At 64.8% G+C, this 22,538-nt stretch carries 15 protein-coding genes; 9 read left to right on the forward strand and 6 right to left on the reverse strand.

What is annotated here, in order from left to right; all coding sequences use genetic code 11:
- Positions 1-24: 24 nt before the first annotated feature.
- A complete protein-coding gene (locus tag IPP90_05585; protein MBL0170194.1) occupies positions 25-984 on the forward strand; it encodes a metallophosphoesterase in 960 nt (319 codons plus the stop codon).
- A gap of 38 nt (positions 985-1,022) precedes the next feature.
- On the opposite strand, the gene IPP90_05590 is transcribed toward IPP90_05585, so the two are convergent.
- The 5 genes from IPP90_05590 to IPP90_05610 form a co-directional block, all read right to left on the reverse strand.
- The gene (locus tag IPP90_05590) at positions 1,023-3,131 is read right to left on the reverse strand and encodes a patatin-like phospholipase family protein (protein ID MBL0170195.1); all 2,109 of its coding nucleotides are present in this window, start codon (positions 3,129-3,131) and stop codon (positions 1,023-1,025) included.
- Between the two features lie 7 nt (positions 3,132-3,138).
- The gene (locus IPP90_05595; protein ID MBL0170196.1) at positions 3,139-4,569 is read right to left on the reverse strand and encodes a M20/M25/M40 family metallo-hydrolase; all 1,431 of its coding nucleotides are present in this window, start codon (positions 4,567-4,569) and stop codon (positions 3,139-3,141) included.
- Between the two features lie 107 nt (positions 4,570-4,676).
- Complete coding sequence (locus IPP90_05600; GenBank protein ID MBL0170197.1) at positions 4,677-5,582, reverse strand: arsenite methyltransferase; 906 nt, start codon at positions 5,580-5,582, stop codon at positions 4,677-4,679.
- A 98-nt stretch (positions 5,583-5,680) separates the two neighbouring features.
- Positions 5,681-6,043 (reverse strand): metalloregulator ArsR/SmtB family transcription factor, encoded by a 363-nt coding sequence (locus IPP90_05605; protein ID MBL0170198.1) that lies wholly within the window; start codon positions 6,041-6,043, stop codon positions 5,681-5,683.
- A gap of 55 nt (positions 6,044-6,098) precedes the next feature.
- Positions 6,099-7,220 carry a primosomal protein N' (replication factor Y) - superfamily II helicase gene (locus tag IPP90_05610; GenBank protein MBL0170199.1) on the reverse strand — a complete coding sequence of 374 codons (1,122 nt, stop codon included), beginning with the start codon at positions 7,218-7,220 and terminating at the stop codon, positions 6,099-6,101.
- Positions 7,221-7,693: 473 nt separating this feature from the next.
- Between IPP90_05610 and IPP90_05615 the strand changes: the two genes are divergently transcribed.
- The 8 genes from IPP90_05615 (at position 7,694) to IPP90_05650 (ending at position 21,787) form a co-directional block, all read left to right on the forward strand.
- A complete protein-coding gene (locus IPP90_05615; GenBank protein ID MBL0170200.1) occupies positions 7,694-8,911 on the forward strand; it encodes a type IV pilus twitching motility protein PilT in 1,218 nt (405 codons plus the stop codon).
- A 47-nt stretch (positions 8,912-8,958) separates the two neighbouring features.
- Positions 8,959-10,416: a TolC family protein gene (locus tag IPP90_05620; protein MBL0170201.1), complete on the forward strand. Its 1,458-nt coding sequence runs from the start codon at positions 8,959-8,961 to the stop codon at positions 10,414-10,416.
- Positions 10,413-11,471, forward strand: a complete 1,059-nt coding sequence (locus IPP90_05625) for an efflux RND transporter periplasmic adaptor subunit (protein ID MBL0170202.1) — start codon at positions 10,413-10,415, stop codon at positions 11,469-11,471. The genes IPP90_05620 and IPP90_05625 overlap by 4 nt, the downstream gene beginning before the upstream one ends.
- A gap of 3 nt (positions 11,472-11,474) precedes the next feature.
- Positions 11,475-14,522: an efflux RND transporter permease subunit gene (locus tag IPP90_05630; GenBank protein MBL0170203.1), complete on the forward strand. Its 3,048-nt coding sequence runs from the start codon at positions 11,475-11,477 to the stop codon at positions 14,520-14,522.
- A gap of 45 nt (positions 14,523-14,567) precedes the next feature.
- Positions 14,568-16,622: a M1 family metallopeptidase gene (locus IPP90_05635; GenBank protein MBL0170204.1), complete on the forward strand. Its 2,055-nt coding sequence runs from the start codon at positions 14,568-14,570 to the stop codon at positions 16,620-16,622.
- 383 nt (positions 16,623-17,005) lie between these two features.
- Positions 17,006-18,544, forward strand: coding sequence for an amidase (locus tag IPP90_05640; protein ID MBL0170205.1), 1,539 nt, complete (start codon positions 17,006-17,008; stop codon positions 18,542-18,544).
- Between the two features lie 56 nt (positions 18,545-18,600).
- Positions 18,601-19,458 (forward strand): NAD(P)-dependent oxidoreductase, encoded by an 858-nt coding sequence (locus tag IPP90_05645; GenBank protein MBL0170206.1) that lies wholly within the window; start codon positions 18,601-18,603, stop codon positions 19,456-19,458.
- A gap of 4 nt (positions 19,459-19,462) precedes the next feature.
- Positions 19,463-21,787 carry a PAS domain-containing protein gene (locus tag IPP90_05650; protein ID MBL0170207.1) on the forward strand — a complete coding sequence of 775 codons (2,325 nt, stop codon included), beginning with the start codon at positions 19,463-19,465 and terminating at the stop codon, positions 21,785-21,787.
- 8 nt (positions 21,788-21,795) lie between these two features.
- On the opposite strand, the gene IPP90_05655 is transcribed toward IPP90_05650, so the two are convergent.
- On the reverse strand, positions 21,796-22,359 hold the full coding sequence (locus tag IPP90_05655; protein ID MBL0170208.1) for a LuxR family transcriptional regulator: 564 nt from the start codon (positions 22,357-22,359) through the stop codon (positions 21,796-21,798).
- Between the last annotated feature and the right edge of the window lie 179 nt (positions 22,360-22,538).

Below are 22,538 nucleotides of genomic sequence, written 5' to 3' on the forward strand. Positions count from 1 at the left end.
ACCCGAAACACTCTCAGGAATTTCATGCGACGTCTTCATCTCATTACATCCGTTCCGGCGCTTGGCGCCGTGTTGTCGTGTGCCAGCGCCGTCGAGCTCACCCCGCCACCCGCGGCATCACCGGCCTGGGCAGTCGCAGCCAGCGGCGCGGCCGTCATGATTGGCGTCGGGGACATCGCCAGCTGTTCGTTGCGAACGGGTGAAGCCACGGCGCATCTGGTGGATAGCGTGTTGCGCGCGGACAGCATCGCCAAGGTGCCGGATGTTGCGTTTACGCTTGGCGACAATGTCTATGAGTCCGGCACGGAAGCGGAGTTCGCCAATTGCTTCACGCCCACATGGGGTGATCCCAACAAGCGGATCATGCGAAATATTCGGACAACCCCCGGCAACCATGAGTATTACAGCTCCGGCGCCGCACCATACTTCAAGTATTTCGGCAAAGCCGCGGGCAACGACATTTCAGGCTACTACAGCTACGATGTCGGGACATGGCATGTGCTGGCGCTCAACAGCGAAATCATTGTGAACCCGTCGTTCAACGATGCGGCCAGAGCGGCCCAGATGGCGTGGGTGGAGAAGGACCTCAAGGCCAGCAAGGCCACGTGCACGGTGGCCTATTGGCACAATCCGCGCTTCAGCTCGGGATGGCACGGGAGCAATCGCAAGTTCATTCCGCTCTGGCAGCTGCTGATTGACCACAACGTCGAGCTCGTGCTCAACGGCCATGATCACGACTATGAGCGATTCCGCCCCATGACCCCGGAGGGCGTCGTGGATACGCTCAAGGGCCTGACCCAGATTGTTGCCGGCACGGGCGGTGGTGAGTTTCGAAACTTCAACGCGCCTGTGCCCAACAGTGTCGCACGGATTGCCGGACGTCCCGGGGTGCTGCTCCTCGTGCTCGGCGGTGCGGAGTACCGGTCCGCATTCCTCGAAGTCGGCGGCCGGATCTGGGATGCCAGCGGCGGGAAGTGCCACTGACCGGTTGGGGACTGCGCCTGCTGCTCAACGTCAGCGCGTCAGAACCACTGTCCTATGCGCACGAACCACAGGTCGCCGCCCTCGGAATTGAAGCCTCGCTGGATCAGCACATTGAATGCCCCAGCGCGAACCTCGCCGCCGATACGACCACCGCGTATGAGCTGGCCGTACGCGGTGCCCGCGTGTGGCCGCAGGAAGCCGGCTCCGCTGCCCATTGAGCCCGCGGAAATCTCGCCAAGCGCGCGGATCGGACCGACAATAATGCGCGCCAGCGAGAGACCGACCATGGCCTCCTGTTCGGCGCGCAATTCAGTGGTGCGCAGTCCGCCAAAGCCGTCGTAGCCACCCAGAAAGAACTGCTCCTGAAGCGGTGCACGACGTGACCAGCTCACCCGGGCCTTGGGAACGATACGAAACGCCCCCAATCGCCAGACCATGTTGCTTTCGGCATGGAGTCGCAGAAAGCGGGTGTTCGCTTCGCCCTCAACAATGGTCCGCGTGTCGGCCGCATGCGCACCATCGGCGAGGAGCACATGCAGTCCCACGGCGTTCACCGCGGTCTCCTGCGCCACGCGCCACCACCGTGCGGTTGGTGCCACGTCCACCCGGAATCCTCCGCGAAGCCGGCGACTCACGCCCATGGCGATCGACAGCTCGCGGGTCCCGATCACATCGCGTTCGCTGTTGTCGGAATACAGCAGGATGTCCTCCGACACCGCACGAACATTGGCGATGAGGGGCACGACATTCGCGAAGGCGGGAATCTGTCGTCGCATACCCGCGCGCCATTCCTGACGGAACTTGCCGAAGTCGACCGCCGAGGACGCTTCAACGGCCGCGTTGAGCAGGTCGCGCCAGGCGATGCCACCCCACATCCGCCCGCCGAGATCATTGTCGTATGCCAGACCAACGGCGACGACCTGTTTGGCACTGTACACCGGCGCGATGCTGAAACTCACGCTGGAATCGCGACCCGAAGGTTCCAACCACAACGCACGATAGTCGTCGCTCTCGCCCAGTCGAAGCAATCGGACGCGCAGACTGTCCTCCCGGAACGGGCGCGCGGGAGACAGACCGAGGGCGAGTCGGAGCGTCTGGGCCTCCATACGGCGCGTCGTGTTGATGCGCAGCTCGGTCATCACCCGGGGAACGGCGGATGCGCGGACGTCCGGAGCGGGGCTGGCGTCGCGCACCGTACGGATACAGTCGGATTTGGCGAATGCCTCACGTGCGACGTGCATTCCACCTCGCACGAGGGAATCGAGCGTGGCCTGGGAGAAGTCGAGGGAGCCGAACTCTGACGTCCGGTTGCGGATGATCACGTCCTGTGGCCGGAACGTGGTCGTGTCGTTGCGAAAGAGGAAATCCGCCAATTGCAGTGCCACCTTGATGGGATCGCCCTGCAGGTTGTCGGCGGCCACGGCATTGGGCAACGTGGAGATGATGAGACGTTGCGCGCCCATGGCGCGCGCGGCGGCCACCGGGATGTTGTCGGATACCCCCCCATCGACCAGCACGTCGTCGCCGATCACGCTGGGCGCGAAGATGAGCGGAATGGCGAAGGACGCGCGCAGGGCCTGTGCCAGGTCACCGCCACGGAGCACCACAGTTTCCCGCGTGGACAATCTGGTACTGACGACGCGCAACGGGATCGGCAATCGATCAAAGTCACCACGGGCGAGGAGATTTCCACGCAACATCATGGCGGACATGAGTGCGTTCACCTCCGCCTCGCGCACCGAGCCGGTTTGCAGCATCAGGCCGCGCCCGTCACTTTCCCATACGGCCAGCGGGGCCGGGAACTCCATGATACGGGGGGCCGTCGGGCTATACGTGCGGATCACACGTTGCAGCGGCAGTGCCCGCGTGATCGAATCGATCTCATTCCCGCTATAGCCACTGGCATACAGGGCGCCAGCGATGGCGCCAATGGATGAACCGACGATGAAGTCCGGCCGGATGTGCAGCGAATCGAGGATCTTGAACACGCCGACGTGCGCAAACCCTCTGGCGCCGCCGCCGGACAGGACCAAGCCGGTCCGCAGTGGTGCACAACTCTGTGAATCGGCCGGGCGCGCCAGCACGAGCAACCCGAACAGCGCAACCAGGGGCGCGGCGCCGACCCGGCGATGCCGCAACGCCGTCATTGGCACGTCACGGCACGACGGTATTGGTTCCCAGTCGCTTCACCATGCTGTACCAGAACGCCACCGCATCGTGATACGCCTTGACGCCCACACGCTCCTCCTGTCCATGCGCGCGACTGGGTTCGGCCTGCTCGAAAAACACGGCGCCGATACCATAGGTGGGGATGCCCGCGTTACGGGTGAACAACCCATCGGTGGCACCGGTGGACATCTCGGGCACCACCACCGCGCCCGGAAAGCGCTCCGTCGTGAGCGTGGTGACCACATCCATCACGTCCTTGCGGAGCGGTGACGGTGGGCTGACGATCGCGTCCCACGCCTTCATCACCTTGGCACCCGGGCCCACCACGCGTTGCATCGTGGCCTGCACCGAGTCAATCGATTCGTCGGGAAGAATGCGGCAGTTCACCAATGCCGAGGCCCGTTGCGCCAGCGCATTGTCGGCGTGACCGGCCTCCAGTCGCGTGGCCACGCACGTGGTGCGCATGATGGAGTTCCAGTACGGATTGGCCGCCGACAACTTGGTGGCGGCCGCCGTATCCATCGGCTCGGCCGCGACGGCGCGCATGAGCGCCGCGATGTCGGGCGCTTGCGTGGGCGCGCTCTGCACGAAGTAGGCGCGCGACACCTCGTTCAATCGGCGCGGATACTCGAACGCCCCAAACGCCGCCAATCGCGCGCTCAGTTCATAAATGGCGTTGTCGCGCCGCGGGACGGAGCTGTGCCCGCCGGGGTTGGTGACTTCAATGCGGAAGTTGGCGAACATCTTTTCGCTGGCCTGCACCGAGTTCGACACGGCCTTGCCCTTGTCCAGCGAACCGCCGCCGCCGTCGGTGTTCAGCGCGTACTCGGCGTCAATCAACACCCGGTGATTCTTCAGCAACCAAGCGATGGAATTGCCGTCAGTTTCCTCGTCGGCCGAGAGCACGGCGATGATGTCCCGGTCCGGCACCCACCCCTCGCGCTTCCAGCGCACGAAGTTCGCGATGATGGTGCCCACGCCCGCTTTGTTGTCTTCCGCGCCGCGTCCGTAATACCACCCGTCCTTCTCCACCATGGTGAATGGATCGAACGGCCAGTCGGCGCGGTTGGCGGCCACGACATCGAGATGCGCCATCAACAGAATGGGCTTGAGTCCCATTTTGCGACCGCGCAGCCGCGCCACCAACGCGGTCATTTGCGGGGTCGGACCCAACAGTTGCACATCGGCCGCCGGATACCCTGCCGTGCGCAGTCGCAGGGCCATGGCGCGCGCAGCGCGCCCGACGCCAGGGGTGCCGGACGTGGAGTTGATGTTCACCAACTCGCGCAGGATGTCCCGCGCCTCACGCTGCTCGCGCGGAATGGCAGGTGCCTGTGCGCTGGCGCTGGTGACGACAGCCAGTGAGGCAGCGACAAGTACGGCGGCGAGCGCGAAGAACGAGCGACGCATGATCATGGCAGGGACGGGTGAGGGCGCGTTCCATCGACGTGCCACCCCATAATGTCCCAACATATCACGGGAATAGCGAGAGCCCGTCGTGACGCACCGCGAATGTCCTGGCGTCAGGTACAGCAGCCCGGACCACAGCAGGGTGCCGCGGTTGGCTTGGTGCCCCGCACAAACGCGGCCATGAACTTGCCTTCGATCGCTTCCAGCGTCGACGACTCGAGTCCGGCCTCGGCTAGGAACTGCCGGGCATCCTCACTGCGGTAGATGCGCGTGGGCTCGATGTCGATATCGGTAAACCCTGCCTGCTGCAGGAGCGACGTGAACTCGGACTCTTCCAGCGCGCCGGCCACACACCCTACCCACAACTCCATGCTGCGCCGCACATCGGCGGGGACGTCACCCCGCACCACGACATCGCTCACCGCGAATCGACCACCGGGCTTGAGCACGCGAAACGCTTCGCGCAATACCTGCGCTTTGTCGCCCGACAGGTTGATGACGCAGTTGGAAATGATCACGTCGACGGAGTTGTCGGGCAGCGGGATGGATTCGATATGCCCCTTGAGAAACTCGACATTGTGCACCTTCGCTTCGGCGGCGTTCTGTCGGGCCAACGCCAGCATGTCGTCGGTCATGTCCAGTCCGTACGCCTTGCCGGTCGCGCCAACGCGTCGGGCCGACAAGATGACGTCGATGCCACCGCCCGAGCCCAGGTCGAGCACGACCTGCCCCTCGTGCAGCTCCAGCAACGCCGTGGGATTCCCGCACCCGAGCGATGCGAGCACGGCGGCCGTTGGCAGTTCACTGGTCTCGCCGTTCACGTACAGGTTGGATGTGATGGGATCGACACTGCCGTTGAACGCGGCGCCTCCACAGCACGAACTGGCGGGGCCACAGCCGCCGGATGTGGCGCTGTCCAGCACGCGGCGGGCGGCGGCACCGTAACGGTCCTGAACGATTTGGGTGAGGTTCGCCGATTCGGCGGCAGGGCTGGTGGCGATGGGCAGCACAGTGGACATATCGATCTCCTTTTGATCAACAAACGTTGATGGATAAAACGCGTGAGGGATGTGCGGCGGGTAGGCGAACTACACCGTTGATCCTGGGTGTCGGCCGGTCAGCCGCAGCACCGCCCGATCACCGGTAACCTGGCCCGCCCCGGAATGGTTGTCGGGCGCTGCGCGACCACGAGGTCATGCACTTCTGCCAGTGCGTTTGGAACGATGGCATAATACGACCAGCGGCCTTCCTTGCGGTCGCTGACCAGACCGGCCTCCCGCAAGACCTTCAGATGAAACGACAGTCGCGACTGGGCCGCATCCAGCGCGCCTTGCAGGTCACACACGCAGCGCTCCCCGTCGCGCAGCATGTCGAGGATTTCCAGACGTGTTTCGTCGGACAGGGCGTGGAAGAGCGTGACCGCGCGGGCGCGGTGGCGGGCGGTCAGGCGGCTTGATCGGGGAGGTGGCGCGGTCAGCATGCGAACATAATACACCAATAAATATTGATATGTCAATCCTCGCGCTGCGCGCGATTCAGCCTTGATTGAGGAGGTAGATCACCGCCGCCACCGCCAGTGCCGCCGCCACCGCGAACCCGATCTTCCACGCCGACCACGGCCGATCGCCCTTGACCGCGCCCGTCTGTCCATTCACCACCACGCGCCAGGATCTCCCGTTGAATTGATACGAGCAGATCCACACGGGCAGCAGGATGTGCTTGAATTTCACGTCGTCGTAGCGTGTCGCGATGTTCGATACCCGCTGGTGATTGCCGCCGATGTCCTGCTTGACGGCGCCGAGAATGGCCGCGCCGAAAATGCTCTTGGCCTCCTCGAACGCCGGTTCCAGCCCCAGCTGATAGGCCTCCACCGTGAAGCCCGCGACAAAGTCGTCGGAGAAGGGCTGCATGCCCGACACGTCCCAATCCGTCAGCACATCGGCCAGGTGCGCCGGAATGCTGCGTGAGGCGGGCACCAGCGTGTCGTCAAACGACAACGCCACGGTACCCGACGCGGCATACCAATCGGTCACCGTGCGCTGGACGACCACGGTGTTCCCCTGCGCATCACGTTTCGTATCCTGCACGATGCGGTCGACACCGCGTTGACCCTGATACTCACTGGTGGTGCGCGCATCGAACGTCCAGCACGGCAGATACACGCCGCGCACGCCGTTGACGGCGCGCACGCTCTGCTTGAGCGCGTTCGGGGCAAACCACCGTCCCTCGATCCAGCGTCGGAACACGTCCTGCGCGCCCTTGGGCTCGAGGGCGAACGGCACTACGGCCCGCGGGCGAATGCGGCGCTCCGCATGCGCCGCTGCCGACACCAACGGCGTGGCGCAGAAGGCGCACACCGCGGCCACCACATTCGGTTCAAACTGCGTTTGCGCCCCGCACTGCGGGCAATCCACCAACTGCGGCGTGATCTCCGGTTCGTTGCCCGCCTGCAATCGCAGGTATCCGAGATAGTCCAGCTCTTCATGCGTGGCCGATTGCGCCGCGTCGTCGACAACCGGCCGTTCGTTGACCGTGCCGCAACTGTCGCAGGTCAACTGGCCGACAGACGGCGCGAAGCGCAGCGACGCCCCGCACTGGCGACAGGGAAAGACGCGTCCGGCGGCGGCAACGGGTGACAGCGGCGTGTCTGAGTCCACAGGGTCCGGAGTATGCGAGGGTCGGGAAGCACGGCAGGTCAGCGGCCTTTCCGGCACGAGCGTCACGCCGAAGGCCCTCGGTGTAACGCAGATCACCGATCGTCGTCTAGTACGGTGAGAGGAAGGGCGCCGTTTCGCTACTGGCACGCGTCGCCCACCGTCACTGATCTGGCTCATTTCATTCAACTGCCGTGCCCCAACTCGACCGTGTGCTGCCGCGCCTTGAAGCCGGTGCCGCCACTCACGTCATCCTCGAAGCCGACGAACCGATCCGCTGCCAGACCCCCACGGGGCTGCAGGCGGTGACGCAACAGGCCCTCACCCGACAGCAGGTCCTCGCCCTGGTGTCGGAGGTCGCGGCACCCGATGAACGCGAATGGGTGGCCGAAGCGCAGGGCATTCGGTTGCTGTATACCTGGAATGCGCAGCGCTATCTGGTGGCGCAGGACAACGAGTCGCCCACGCTCAAGCTGATGATCCGCAAGTGGGTGGACAAAGCAGGTCCCCGCGACCCGGAAGCCCCCACCACGCAACGACACCTGAAGCGTCGCGCCACCGACCGACCCTATGGCTCGTTCGACGGTGAATCACCGGCCCGAGACGCCCTGGAGCGGCTGCTGCGTCTGCAGGTGGAACGCGGCGCGGCCGACCTGCATCTGCGCACGGGTGAACCGCCCATTCTCCGGCTCGGTGGCGATCTGCTGCGCATCGATGGTGAAGCGCCGGTGGAGAGCGAGGAAATCTCCGGCATGCTCTGGTCCATCATGCCCGACAAGAACAAAGGCGAGTTCGACGAAAACTGGGACACCGACTTCGCCTACGAAATCGCCGGTGTCTCGCGCTTTCGGGTGAACGTGTTGCGCGACCGGCACGGCGTGGCGGCCGTCATTCGGACCATCGCCACGGGAACGGTCACTGTGGAGCAGATGGGGATCACGCCGGAAGTGCAGGCGCTGTGCAATCTCACCAAGGGCCTCGTGCTGGTGACAGGTCCCACCGGATCCGGCAAGTCCACCACGTTGTGCGCGCTCGTCGACCTGATCAATCGCACCCGGTGCGATCACATCATCACCATCGAAGATCCGATCGAGTTTGTGCACCAGAGCAAGAAGTGCCTGATCACGCAGCGCCAGGTGGGCGTGCACACGCAGTCATTCAAGAGCGCCTTGCGCGCCGCATTGCGTGAAGATCCGGACATCGTGCTGGTGGGCGAACTCCGTGACCTGGAAACCATTGCCATTGCCATTGAAACGGCCGAAACGGGGCATCTGGTGTTCGGCACGCTGCACACGTCCACCGCGGCCTCCACGATCAACCGCATTGTCGACCAGTTCCCGGCGGACCGCCAGGAACAGATCCGCATCATGCTGGCGGAATCGCTGAAGGGCGTCATCTCACAGACCCTGTGCAAGAAGATCGGCGGTGGCCGCATCGCGGCGCGTGAGATCCTGCTGGTGAACAAGGCCGTCAGTTCGATGATCCGGGAAGGCAAGACCATGCAGATTCCCAACATCATCCAGACGCAGCGCAAGCTGGGAATGGAAACGCTCAACGACGCCCTGTTGACGCTGGTCAAGACACGCCAGGTGGAGCCCGAGGAGGCCTACGTGCGCGCGGTCGAAAAGAAGGACATGGCCGTGAAGCTGCGGGGAATCGGGCATCCGATCGAGGTGGCCGGCAGCGAAGAGTAGGCGGTCGCTGTCAGCGTGCTGTCAGGTTCGGCGATGTATGATTCGGGATGCCTTCCGGATTGCCGCTGACGAATCGTGTGTGCCTCGCGCGTGCCGCTCGCATCGTACTGACGTTGCTGTCGCTCTCGGCCGGCTGCGCGCACTATGTGTCGGTGCCGCTTTCGGCCTCGCGCACGCTGGATGACCTCGAAGCGCGACGTCTCGATGCGCCGGCGGTTGGTGAGTTCCTGAAAGCCGGGCGCGCGGTCGAAGCCTGGCCGTTGTCGACATGGAACCTGCGGCAGCTCAGCCTCGCGGCCTTTTTCTACTCGCCCTCCCTCGACGTGGCCCGCGCCCAGTGGCAGTCAGCGCAGGGCGGCGTCATTACGGCCGGCGGGCGCCCGAACCCCACCCTGAGCGCTGGAGAGGGATTCGACGCCACCACGCCAGCCACGCAGATCAGTCCGTGGATGCCCCAGGTGTCTCTTGCCCTGCCAATCGAGATGGCTGGCAAGCGGGGCGTACGAGTTGATCGGGCCCGCGCCCAGGCGGAGGTGGCGCACTTCAATGTGCTGACCACCGCCTGGCAGGTGCGCCGCGCCGTGCGTGAAGCCTACGTCGAGCTGTTTGCCGCCACCGCGATCGACTCCCTGCAATCCACGCGGCAGTCACTGGCGGCGGAGGTGGTGCGCATTCTCGAGGCCCAGCGTGCCGTCGGTGACGTGGCGGTGTTTGACGTGACGCAGGCTCGCCTGGCGCTGGCCGACGCGCGCATCGCCGCCTTGTCAGCGCAGCAGCGGCACGTGGAGGCCCGCAGTGCGCTGGCGGCCGCTGTCGGCGTCAGCACGGTCGCGCTCGACGCCACGAGATTCACGTTCGACGAGTTCGCGCGGCCCGCGCCGTTGGTGCCCGACCGCGAGGTGCGGCGCGTCGCGCTGCTGCAGCGCGCCGATGTGCGTGCCGCGTTGGCCGACTACGACGTGAGTCAGGCCAACCTCAAACTCGAAATCCGCAACCAGTATCCCGACCTGACCCTCGGCCCGGGGTATCAGTTGGACCAGACCGATGTGAAGTGGAGCCTGTCGTTGTCGTTGCCGGTGGCGCTGTTGAATCGCAATCAGGGCCCCATCGCCGAGGCGCGCGCGCGTCGCGAGGAAATGGCGGCGCGCTTCCTCGCGCTGCAGGCCCGCGTGATTGTCGAGGTGGATCGCGCGGTCGCAGCCTCCGCACTCACGCGATTGCAGGTGTCCGTGGCCGACAGCATTACCACGTCGCTAGGGCGCCAGCAGCGGAGCACCGAGGCGGGGTATCGCGCCGGTGAACTGTCCAAACTGCAACTGCTTGGTGTGCAGTTGGAACTGGTCAGCGCGGCGCTGGCGCGTATTGACGTGGTGTCGCGCGCCCAACTCACGGTGGGGGCGCTGGAGGATGCCATGCAGTCAACGTTTGATCTCGAACCGTGGATAATTGCCACGCCCAACCGTGGTGGTGCCACCACTCTCCCAGCGAAGGATCAGCCGTCATGAGCAAGCGTGTGGTGGTGGGCCTGTTCGCCGTGGTCGCGGCGGTGAGTGCCGTCGTATACATGCGTCGCGCCGAGCCCACCGAAGCAGACATCGTGACCGACGTCGCGGTACACACCGCGCCGGTCACACGTGCCACGCTTCATCAGTATGTCACGGCCTACGGCTATGTGGAGGCGGCGCCAATGCGTGCCGGCGTCAACGCGGCCGGTGCGACGGTCTCGCCGCAGGCGGCGGGTGTGTTGACGGCCATCCTGATCAGCGAAGGACAGTCGGTGCGTCAGGGTGCCGTGCTGTTTCGCCTGGAAAGCCGCATGGCGGATGTGGCCGTGCAAAAGGCCGAGCGCGATATGGCCTTCGCCGAACAGGTGGCCCAGCGGCAACGGCAGCTGCTGCCCAGTGACGGGACGTCAGCGCGTGCGGTTCAGGAAGCGGAGCAGCGTCTGAATGAGGCCAGAAGCGCGCTGGCGTCGGCGCAAACCGCGCGCGCCTACCTCGAGGTGGTGGCGCCATTATCCGGCACCGTGGTGGGTCTCTCGGCACGGGTTGGACAGTCGGTTGATGCGGCCACCGTGCTGGCGCGACTGGTCGATTTGAATCGACTGGTGATTGCCGCCGATGTCCCGGTGGCCGAGGCCGCGCAGCTCAAGGCGGGCCAGCGGGTGTTGATCGGCATGGACAGTACGGCGCGCCGTGGCGTGGTGACTGTCGTGAGCCGCGAAGTGGATGCGCGTACCGGCACGAATCGCCTGCAGGCGTCACTGCCCGCGGGCAGCGGACTGGCGCCGGGCCAGTTCACCGATCTGCGTATCGTTACGCACGAGCAACCCCAGGCCATGGTCGTTCCCGTGGCCAGCGTGGTAACTCGACCGGGGGAAGGGCAGTGGATCATGGTGGTCGACGGCGACCAGGCCTCACGACTTCCGGTCACCGTGGGCATCCGCGATGGCGACCTGATAGAAGTCACCGGCGACGGGCTGCGGGAGGGCATGCTGGTGGTGACCATCGAAGCCTACAGCCTGCCCGAGAAAACGCGCGTGCACATCATCCGGCGCTAGCGCGTGCTCGGCAAGCTCGCGACGCGCTCGTCGCTCTCGATCATCTTCCTGTGTGTGGCGCTCTGCTTTGCCGGGATCGCCGCCGCCTGGACGTTGTCGTCGTCGGTGTTCCCCATGACGAACTTTCCGCGGGTGGTGATCTTGGTCGACAACGGCATCATGCCGACCGACGAGATGATGGCGCGCATCACGCGCCCCATCGAAGAAGCGATGAAGGACATTCCGGGCGCCGTGACCGTGAAGTCGGCCACCGGTCGCGGCTCGGCCGAAATCAACGTGTTCTTCACGTGGACCGTGGATATGGTGCAGTCCGAGCTGTACGTGCTGGGCCGACTCTCCCAGATTCGCAGCACACTCCCGGCCACTGCGGACACGCGGGTGCAGCGGCTGACGTTCGCAGCGTTCCCGATCATTGGCGTAAGCCTGGTCAGCGACACGCGTGACATCACCGAGTTGTGGGAGACCGCGCGGTACCGCATCAAACCGAAGTTCCTGCAGATTCCCGGCGTAGCGCGCGTCGATCTCGTGGGAGGCCGGACGCCCGAATATCACATCATCGTTGATCCCATCCGGCTCACGGCGGCCGGCCTCAGCCTGAGTGACGTGGCGCTGGCGCTCGAAGCCAACAACCTTGTCGCGTCGGCGGGATTGCACGAGGAAGACCACACGTTGTACCTGACGATGGTCGATGGACGCATTCGGTCGCTGCGCGACATCGAGCACTTCGTGGTGTCGGCACCCAACGGGCATCCGGTGCAGGTGCGCGATTTCGCCGTCGTGCGTCGCGCGCCGGAACCGGTGTTCAACAAGGTCACCGCCGATGGACATCCGGCGGTGCTGTTGAACGTGCGCAGTCAGCCCGACGGCAGCACTCTGGACATTGCCACGGCGCTTCGCGCACAGGTGAGTGAACTGCGGCGTGACCTGCCGCCTGACACGAAGCTGGCGTTTTTCTACGATCAGTCGGAAATCGTGCGCGCCTCGGTGGCCAGTGTGTGGGAAGCCATCGTGTTCGGTCTCCTGCTGTCCTTGCTCATTCTGTATGCGTTCCTGCGCAACTGGCGCACCACGTTGGTCGCCACCACGGTCATCCCGGTGACCGTGCTCGCCACCCTGGTGGCCATGCGGTTGATGGGCCTGACGTTCAACCTGATGACGTTGGGCGGTATCGCGGCGGCGATCGGGCTGGTCATCGACGACGCGATCGTGGTGGTGGAGTCGATTCATCATCGGATCATGAGCGGCCTTGGCGCCGTCGCCGCGGTCGAAGCGGGAATCAGCGATATCATTCGCCCGCTCATCGGGTCCACGCTGACGCCCGTGGTGGTGTTCCTGCCACTGGCACTGCTGGACGGACTGACCGGCGTGTTCTTCCGCGCGCTGGCGCTCACCATGGTCGTTGCGCTGCTCACCTCGCTCGTGTTGGCGGTGACGCTGATTCCGGCGCTGTCGGCCAACCTGTTGCGCGAGCGGACGACGGGCGACGAACCGGTGCACGAGGAGACGGTGGGCCGCCTGTTGCAGGCGACCATTGCGCTGTATGAAAGCGCGCTACGTCCGGCGTTGCGGCAACCGTGGGCCGTGATGGGAATCTGCGCCGCAATTCTGGGTGCGGGAGTATTCCTCTATGGTCGCCTCGACAGCGAATTCCTGCCGGTGATGGATGAGGGTGGATTCGTGATCGACTACGTCACGCCGGCCGGGACGAGTCTCGAGGAGACCGATCGGCAATTGCTGGCGGCCGAAGCGATCATCCAGACGATACCGGAGGTGGACAGCTACTCGCGACGCACCGGTGCCCGGTTGGCGTTGGCGATCGCGGAGCCCAACACCGGCGACTTCCTGGTCAAGTTGAAGCGCGATCGCGCGCGGTCCACGGACGACGTGATTTCAGCGCTGCGGCAACGCTTCAACACCGAGTTGCCGGGCGCCGAGTGGGAATTTCCCAAGGTCCTGGGCGATTTGATTGGCGATCTGATGTGGGCGCCCAAACCGATTGAAGTGCGGTTGTTCTCCACCGATCAGGAGTGGCTCAAGAAGAAGGCGCCGGAAATCGCGGCGCGGGTCGAGAAGATTGCGGGCGTCGTGGATGTGTTTGACGGATTGGTGTACACGGGACCGACGGTGGCGCTGCACGCGCGCGCGGTCGATGCGCGCCGGTTTGGATTGTCATCGGATGATATCGCCGCCACGGTGAATGCCGCCGTGTTGGGTCGCGCCGCATCTTCGGTGCTGGAAGGCGATCGCATCGTGGACATCCGCGTGAAGATGGACACAGCGCGCCTGGCGACCGTCGAGCAGATCATGAACCTGCCCATCCGCACATCGACGGGCATGCTGGTCAAGCTGTCACAGGTGGTTGATGTGGTGAAGGAGCCCGGTCAATTGGAACTGCGTCGCGAGGACAGTCGTCAGGATGTGGCGGTCACGGCGCGCACCGAAGGGCGCGACATGGGCAGCGCCGTCGCGGAGATTCGTCAGGCCATCGCCGCCGACAGTACGATCCCGGCCGGTGTGGTGGAATTCGGGGGGTTGTATCAGCAGCAGCAGGAGTCGTTCCGGAACCTGCTGGTGGTGCTGTTGATGGCCGTGGGGTTGGTGTTCACGGTGCTGCTGTTCGAGTTCGGATCGTTTGCGGAACCCGTTGCGATTGTCTTTGGCGCGGTGCTGGCGTTGTTCGGTACGGTCCTGGCGCTGTGGCTGACCGGCACGTCGTTCAATGTGGTGTCGTTCCTGGGTGCCATCATCGGTGTGGGCATCGTGGCCAAGAACGGCATTCTGATGCTCGATTTTGTGAAGCATCTCCGGGCCGACGGTGTCGACCTGGCCGAAGCGCTGGTGCGCTCGGGCCGGCGTCGGCTGCGTCCGGTGCTCATGACGTCACTGGCGGCCGCGTTGGGCATGCTGCCACTGGCGTGGGGCATCGGGTCGGGGGCCGACATGCTGCAGCCGCTGGCCATTGCGGTCATAGGCGCGCTGACCATTTCCGTGGTGCTGTCACTGATTGCCACGCCAACCATGTATTTCCTGCTGACGAAACCCCGCAGCTGAGGCATATTTCGAGGATCTTCCCCTTCCGCTCAGGAACGTCCTCGTATGTCCAAGTCTTGTCTTGCGTCGCGCGCGCCACGTCAGCTGCTGTTGGGCGCGTTGATCGGCCTGTCCACGCCGATTGGCCTGTTGCTCGCGCAGGTGGCACCGGCCGCGGCTGTCGCGCCGGATCGCGCCATTCGTCGCGACATCCCGATCACCAATGCCATTCGGCGTGCGTACGCCGCCGGCACGCGCGATTCCACGGGACGCCCGGGGCGCGCGTACTGGCAGTTGCGAACCGACTATCGCATCACCGTGTCGCTTGAGCCGTCCACGCAGCGTCTGACCGGTACGGCGCACATCACGATTCACAACAACAGCCCCGACGCGCTGTCGGTGATTGGATTGCGACTCGACCCGAATCATTTTCTGGGCAATGCCCCGCACGCCGCACCGTGGGTGCCGGCGGAAGTCACGGATGGAATGGTGATCAGACGATTGGCAGTGGATGGCAAGGCCGCCAATCTGAACGCACCTCCGGCGGCCGGTGGTGGACGTGGAGCCGCCAACGCCCCGCCGCCAACCGAGCCCGTGTTGCAGAACCCGCAGTCCACGGTGGCGCGCATTCGACTGCCGGCACCGATTGCGCCCAATGCGACGGCGGTACTGGACATCGATTGGTCGCACAAGATCCCCGGCGGACCAGGGGCCAATCATCGCATGGTGCAGCGGTGGGCCGACACGTTGTTCCAGCCTACACAGTGGTACCCACGCGTCTCGGTGTATGACGACCTGCGCGGGTGGGACAGCGAACTGTATCTCGGCCCGTCGGAATTCTACAACAACTTCGGCACGTTTGACGTGAGCATCGATGTGCCGGCCGGCTGGATTGTCAGTGGCACCGGTGTGCTGCAAAATCCCAACGAGGTGCTCACACCGCAGGCGCGGCAACGTCTGTCGCAGGCACTCGGCAGCAACGCCAATACCACCATTGTGGGTCCCGACGAAGTAGGACCCGGGCAGGCCACCGCCGCGGGTGGTGCGAACGGTCGCCTGACATGGAAGTTTCACGCCGACACCGTGAACGACTTTGCCTGGGCTACGGCGAAGAAGTTCGTGTGGCAAACCACGCGCGCCACCATTCCCGGCAAGGGTGTTGTGCCTGTTCACATGTATTTCCTGCCCGGACGCGCTGCCAGCTTTGCGCGTGCCGGCGAGTTGTCACGCCACGCGCTGGAGTTCTATTCGGCATTGTGGTTCCCGTATCAGTTCCCGCAGCTCACGCTGCAGGACGGTCCCAGCGCCGGTATGGAATACCCGATGGTGATCAACTCCAACCAGGGCGCTGCCGACCACGAAACGGGGCACCAGTGGTGGCCGATGGTGGTGAGCAACAACGAAACGTGGTACGGCTGGATGGACGAGGGATTCAATCAATACATGAACGTGTTGTCCGACGCCGACAACGCCAAGCGCGCGCCGTCATTCAATGGCGCAGGGCAATCGTACGGTCGCACCAGTGGCAACGAAGCCGAGCCACCGATGATGTGGAACGCCAACTACGCCGGTCCGGGCTTTTACGGCTTCACCACGTACCAGAAGACACCGCTGATGTTGTCGATGCTGGGTGGCATTGTCGGTGACACCGCCGTGCAGCGCGCGCATCGCGAATGGGCCAATGCGTGGCTGTTCAAGCATCCTTCGCCGTGGGACTACATGTTTTTCATGAGCAAGGCGCTGGGTCGCGATCTGGGATGGTTCTGGAACTCCTGGCTGTTCACCACGGAAAGCGTGGATGGGCGCATTGCCAGTGTGAAGACCGCGGGCATGCGCACGACGGTCACCGTGGCGCAAGACGGACAGATGCCGTCGCCGGTGGTGCTGGAGGTGAAGTTTGCCGCCAAGGGGCCGGCAATACGGCCGATGAAGAACGCGGTGATGACCGACAGCGTGACGGCCGTCATGACCTGGCCGGTGGACGTGTGGTTCTCGGGGAAGCGCACATTCACCGCCGATCTGGTATTCGGTGGCCGCAAAATCGAGAAACTCACGCTTGATCCGAACGGACGGTTCCCGGACCGGGATGCCAAGGACAACGTGTGGAGCGGCGTGCCCTGACGCAGGGGCGCGTGGTGACGCGCCAGTCGGAGCGCGTCATCCTTTCACCCTGCACGCTGTTGTCGAGGGTGCTTCCAACGGGTTGTGAAATTCCGGATTCGCAATTCGCCATGGCGTGATGTTCCATGCTGCTGGCGAGGTTGGAGCGCTGAGGGGCCGGAGGGGTGAGCAACAGAAGCGCTGAGCGCTCGAGGGGTGAGCCGCCGAGGGCAGAACCTGAATCTGCCCTCACCGGCTCACCCCTCTCACGCTCTACGCTTCTGTTGCTCACCCCTCCAGACCCTCACCGCTCCCCCCTCAGCGATATGTCAAGACACTTCGGAAACACTGGACTAGATTCGGGCATGCCCAGCCTATCGCCTCGACTCGTCGCGTTCGTGTGGATGGCCGCGGTGTCCGTGGCCGTCGCGCCGGCGACCGCGCAACCCACCCGCGCCCGCGCCGCGTTCCGCCTTGAAGAAACCACCATCGCCAGTGTGCACGCCGCGTTCCGCGCCCGTACGCTGACCTGCCACGCCCTGGTGCAGCGGTACCTCGACCGCATCGCCGCGTATGACAAGCGCGGTCCGGCCATCAACGCGTTGGTGACCATCAATCCGTCGGCGCTCACTGTCGCCGATTCGCTCGACACGCGCTATGCGAAGTCCGGACCCGTGGGGCCGCTGCATTGCATCCCCATGATCGTCAAGGACAATTTCGAAACCACCGATCTGCAAACGACTGCTGGATCACTGGCCCTCGAAGGGTGGCGTCCGCCGCAGGACGCCACGATGGTGCGCAAGATCCGTGACGCCGGCGCGATCGTGCTGGCCAAGTCGAATCTGGCCGAGTGGGCGTTCACACCGTACGAAACGGTGAGCTCTATTCTGCCGGGCTACACGCGCAATCCGTATGCGCTCGATCGTGTCACCGCCGGCTCCAGCGGCGGAACCGCGGCGGCCGTCGCCGCCAACTTCGGTGAAGTAGGCTTGGGTTCGGACACGGGCAACTCCATTCGCGGGCCGTCGGCGCATCAGGCGCTGGTGGGCATCCGCTCCACGATGGGACTCACGTCGCGCGCCGGGGTGGTGCCGCTCAATGCCGTGGCCGACATCGCCGGCCCCATGGCGCGCACGGTCGCTGACGCCGTGGCGGTGTTCAACGTCGTGGTGGGCAGCGACCCAGCGGACACCGTCACCGCGCCTGCCGACGCGAAGCGTGAGCCGGACTACCGCGTGTTCCTCCGTCGCGGGTCGTTGGCCGGTGCGCGTATTGGCATTCTCCGGCAGGCGTACGAACGCACCACGTTGGACCCTGAGGTAAAGGCCGTGTTCGAGCGCGCGGTTGGCGCGCTGCGCACCGCCGGTGCGACGATCATCGATACGGCCCGTGTGGATTCGCTCGACGCCATTCAGCGACGACAGCAGGGCGGGTGCAATCGCTTCCGCGCCGATTTGGAGCGCTACTTCGCCGCGCGTGGTCCGAATGCACCGGTGAAGACCATCGACGAGATCCTGCGCAGTCGCAAGTTCCATCCCACGGTGGAACAGCGCCTGCGTGACGCGTCGCTGGTCACCGAGTCACCCGAGCAAAGCGCCGGTTGTCAGAGTCGCGAACGCGTACGCGCCGCACTCCGCGTGGCCGTGGTGCAACTGATGGACTCGTTGAAACTGGACGCGCTGGTCTACCCGACGTGGAGCAACCCGCCGCGACTGATTGGCGACCTGAATACGCCCCACGGCGACAACAGCCAGCTGTTCTCGCCGAGCACGGGATTCCCGGCGATCACGGTGCCGATGGGCTACACCCGCGAACAGCGGTTACCGGCAGGCATGACGTTCTTCGGACGGCCATGGAGCGAGGGACGCCTGATCGCGCTGGCGTTTGATTTTGAACAGGCCACGAAGCACCGACGGGAACCAGTACTCAGGACTAAGTACTAAGTACTAAGTACCAAGTACCAAGTACTCAGTACGCCCTACTTTCTACTCAGTCTACCATGTCCTCCGTAACAGTTCTCGGTACCGGCCTCCTCGGCAGCGCCTTCGCAGAGGGCTTGCTCTCGCGCGGTGGATCCTCGGTCACCGTGTGGAACCGCACGCGCGGCAAGGCGGAACCACTGGCCGCGCTCGGCGCGCGCATTGCCGACACACCGAGCGATGCCGTGCGCGGCGCCGATCGGGTGCATCTCGTGCTGCTTGATGACGATGCCGTGGATGCCACGATTGCCGAGCTGCGACCGGGACTCTCACCGAACGCCGTGATCATCGATCACACCACCACGCTGCCGGCACGAACGGCGGCACGCGTCGCCGCGCTTGACGCGGTCGGCGTGGCGTATCTGCATGCCCCGGTGATGATGGGTCCGCCCGCAGCCCGCTCGGCCAAAGGAATGATGCTGGTGGCGGGATCCAACGAGCGTGTCGCGCGTGTCCACGACGGGCTGTCCGCGATGACTGGTGAGTTGTGGCATGTGGGCGAACGGGCCGATCTCGCCGCCGTCTACAAGTTGGTGGGGAACGCGATGGTGCTGAGCCTGATAGGCACGGTCGCCGATATCATGCATCTGGTGGACAGTGCCGGTGTGCCTCGCAGCGGGGCGATGGACATGCTGGCCAAAACGAATCCGGCGGGCGCGATGGCGTTTCGGGGGGCCATGATGCGCGACAATCAGTTCGACACGAATTTCGCGCTCGATGTCGCGCGCAAGGACGTCCGTCTGATGCTGGAAACGGCCAGTGCGCAGCCGGTGCCACTGCTCCGGGCACTGGCGCAGCGCATGGACACGCTCATCGCAGACGGGGAAGGGGGCAAGGATTTCGCTGTACTGGGCCGTCGCGAGACCAAAGGACATTGAGCTGATGGACGTCGCGTCAGCCTCCGATGCGGCTTTGCGCGAAGCGTTGCGTCTCAGCGAGGAGCGCGCCGACTTGGCCTTGGATGCGGCGGACGCTGGTGTCTTTGACTGCGACCTGACGACTGGAATTCTGTACGGCTCGTTGCGGTTTCGAACGGCGCTGGGCCTGCCTGACGGGCCGATTGATGTGCGGACCACCATTGCCCAGATGCACCCCGACGATCGGGAGGGTGCGCTCAGGCCGTGGAATCTGCCCGAGGTGAACGGTCGCGTGGCCTGGAACGCGCGCGCCCGGCCCGTGGGTTCCACGGAATGGCGGCTGATCGAAACACGCGCCCGGGTGTTCCGCAACGAGCATGGGCGCGCCGTGCGACTGATTGGCGTGCTGCATGATGTTACCGATGCCCGCCGACAGATGGACGCCCTGCGCGAGTCGGAATGGCGACTGGCGCAGGCGCAACGTATCGCGGGCATCGGCAGTTGGTCGTGGGCGCCGGCCACCAACGAAATCGTCTGGACCGATGAGCTGTTCCGCATCTTTGACATCGAGGCAGGCGGGCGACAGGGACCCGCGTTTGACGAATACCTTGGGCGCATTGTAGAAGCGGATCGGCCGACGCTTCTGACCGCGATTGAACGGGCTCTGGCCGACGGAACCACGTACACGTTGGAACACGCCGTCGTGCTGCGCGATGGACAACACCGTCGGATTCGCAGCCACGGTGGCGCGCTCCGCGACGAGCACGGCACGATCGTTCGTCTCGTCGGAACCGCCCAGGATATCACCGAGCAGTCGGTCCTGTCCGAGCGTGTCCGTCGCAGTGAAGAGCGCTACGCGCTGGCCGTGCAGGGCACCAGCGACGGGATCTGGCACTACGATATGCACACGCGCGTCACCGAGGTGTCGCCCCGGCTGCTGGAATTGCTCGGTCGTCCGCACAATGAGTCGTCGGTCAGTACCGATTGGGTGTCCACGGTGGTGCCTGAGAACGACTTGGAGTTGCTGAAGGATGCCGTGCGTCGACACCTGGGTCAGGGTGCGCCGCTGGATCTGGAAATGCCGCTGCGAACGCCGGTGCGTGGCGTGCGGTGGTTCCGGTTGCGAGGGCGCGCCGTACGGAACGAGGCAGGCGTTCCACAGCTGCTGGCCGGCACGTTGTCCGATGTCACGGAGCACCGTGCGCTGCAAACCAAGTTGCAGCACGACTCGAAGATGAACGCATTGGGAACGCTGGCGGGTGGCATCGCGCATGACTTCAACAATCTGGTGGCGGCGATGATGGGCTACGCCCAACTGGCCGCCGAGGAAGTGCCCGCCGACTCAACGGCGGCGGCGCACCTGGGACAGGTCATCGACGCGGCGCGTCGGGCGCGCGAGATCGTACGGGAGATCCTGGCCTTCAGTCGACCTGAGGAGCCGCGTCGCAGTGCGGTGGACCTGCGGCAACTGGCCGAGGCCACGGCGCGACTCATGCAGCCAACATTGCCGTCGAACGTCCGCCTGCAACTGGAAGATGAGACTGCGGCGCGGGTTGTGCTGGGAGACGCCGGGCAGTTGCAGCGGGTGTTGCTCAATCTGTGTACCAACAGCGTGGATGCCGTACGAGAGCGCGGCGGCGAGGTGATGCTGCACCTCGCGTCGATACTCCTCGATGAACAGATGGCGCCGTCGCATGGCCTGCTGCCGGGGCACTACGTGCGCTTGCGCATCTCCGATAACGGCAGCGGAATCGCACCGGACGCCGTGGCGCGGGTCTTTGAGCCCTTCTTTACCACCAAGGCGGTGGGCGAGGGCACGGGACTGGGACTCAGTGTCGTGCACGGCATCGTCACCGCTGCCGGCGGCATCGTGACACTGGAAAGTGCGGAACACGTGGGCACTACGGTCACGGTGCTGTTGCCTCAGCTCGACCTGCGCGCTGAGAGTGCCCGGCCTGCGGGCGATCCGATGCCCGCCCAGGTCCGACACGTGGTGGTGGTGGATGACGAACCGGCGGTTGGACGACTGTTGCAGATGGCGCTGCAGCGCGCCCACTATCACGTCACGCTCTTCACGTCGGCCGGCGAAGCACTCGCGGCGCTGACACATCGCACGGTCGAGTGCGACTGCATCGTCACGGATTTCGCGATGCCGGAGCTGAACGGCATCGACCTGCTGGTGCGCGCCCGCGAGGCCGGTGTGGATGTGCCGGCCATCATGGTCACCGGGTTTGCCGCAGGCGCGTCGTCCGAAATGCGCGACCGGGCGAAAGTCACCATGATCATTGAAAAGCCCATCGAATTGCGCGCGTTTGTGGAAATGGTGACCGCCACCCTGCTGACGGCCTGACCCGAAGGCTACGACGGTGAACGACCTTCGACCGTCATCGTTGGAAGCGTCAAGTCCTGCAGGAAGAACGCCGCCAGCTCGGCGCGGCCGCTCACGCCAGCCTTGCCGTACACCGCCACGGCGTGCTGACGCACGGTGCGTTCACTGCGCCCGCTGTGTCCGGCAATCTGTTTGTGGCCAACACCGCGCAGCAATTGGAGCGCCACTTCGCGCTCCGTCGGCGTGAGCGACCAGGCGGTGAACTGCGCGTCGATCGCGCGACCCAGTCCGGCCAGCGATTGCTCGGCGCTCGCCCGCCACTGATCACGCTCACGCTGACGCTCAGCCAGGGTACGCTCGGATTGCGTGAGCGCCGAGCGGATCATCATCGTCTCCAGCGCTGACGCGCGCCACGCGCGCCAGAAGTACACCAGACATCCGGTACTCAAGGCGATCAGCGTGAGCTCCAGCGCCACGTGCAGCGTCCACCATCGATCGGGTCCATCAGACCACACATCGAGAGCGCCGCCCACCACGACAAGGCTGAGAACGATTATCAGGAGCAGCGAAAGCGGGCGAGGTGTTTCAGCCATGGGAGCAGGAAGTGTGTCGTGATTCGACCTCCGGCAAATGTCGGAGCGTCATCGCGCCATCACAAGCGGGACACTTGCCGGATATCAATGCGGTCGGGCCCTGGTGAACGTGATCGCGTCGCCAATCGGAGGGCATTCCGCCAGCCGCCCCAGGGCGCACCGCACAACCGACGCCGGAG

Source organism: Gemmatimonadaceae bacterium, assembly GCA_016720905.1.
Classification (GTDB): Bacteria; Gemmatimonadota; Gemmatimonadetes; order Gemmatimonadales; family Gemmatimonadaceae; genus Gemmatimonas.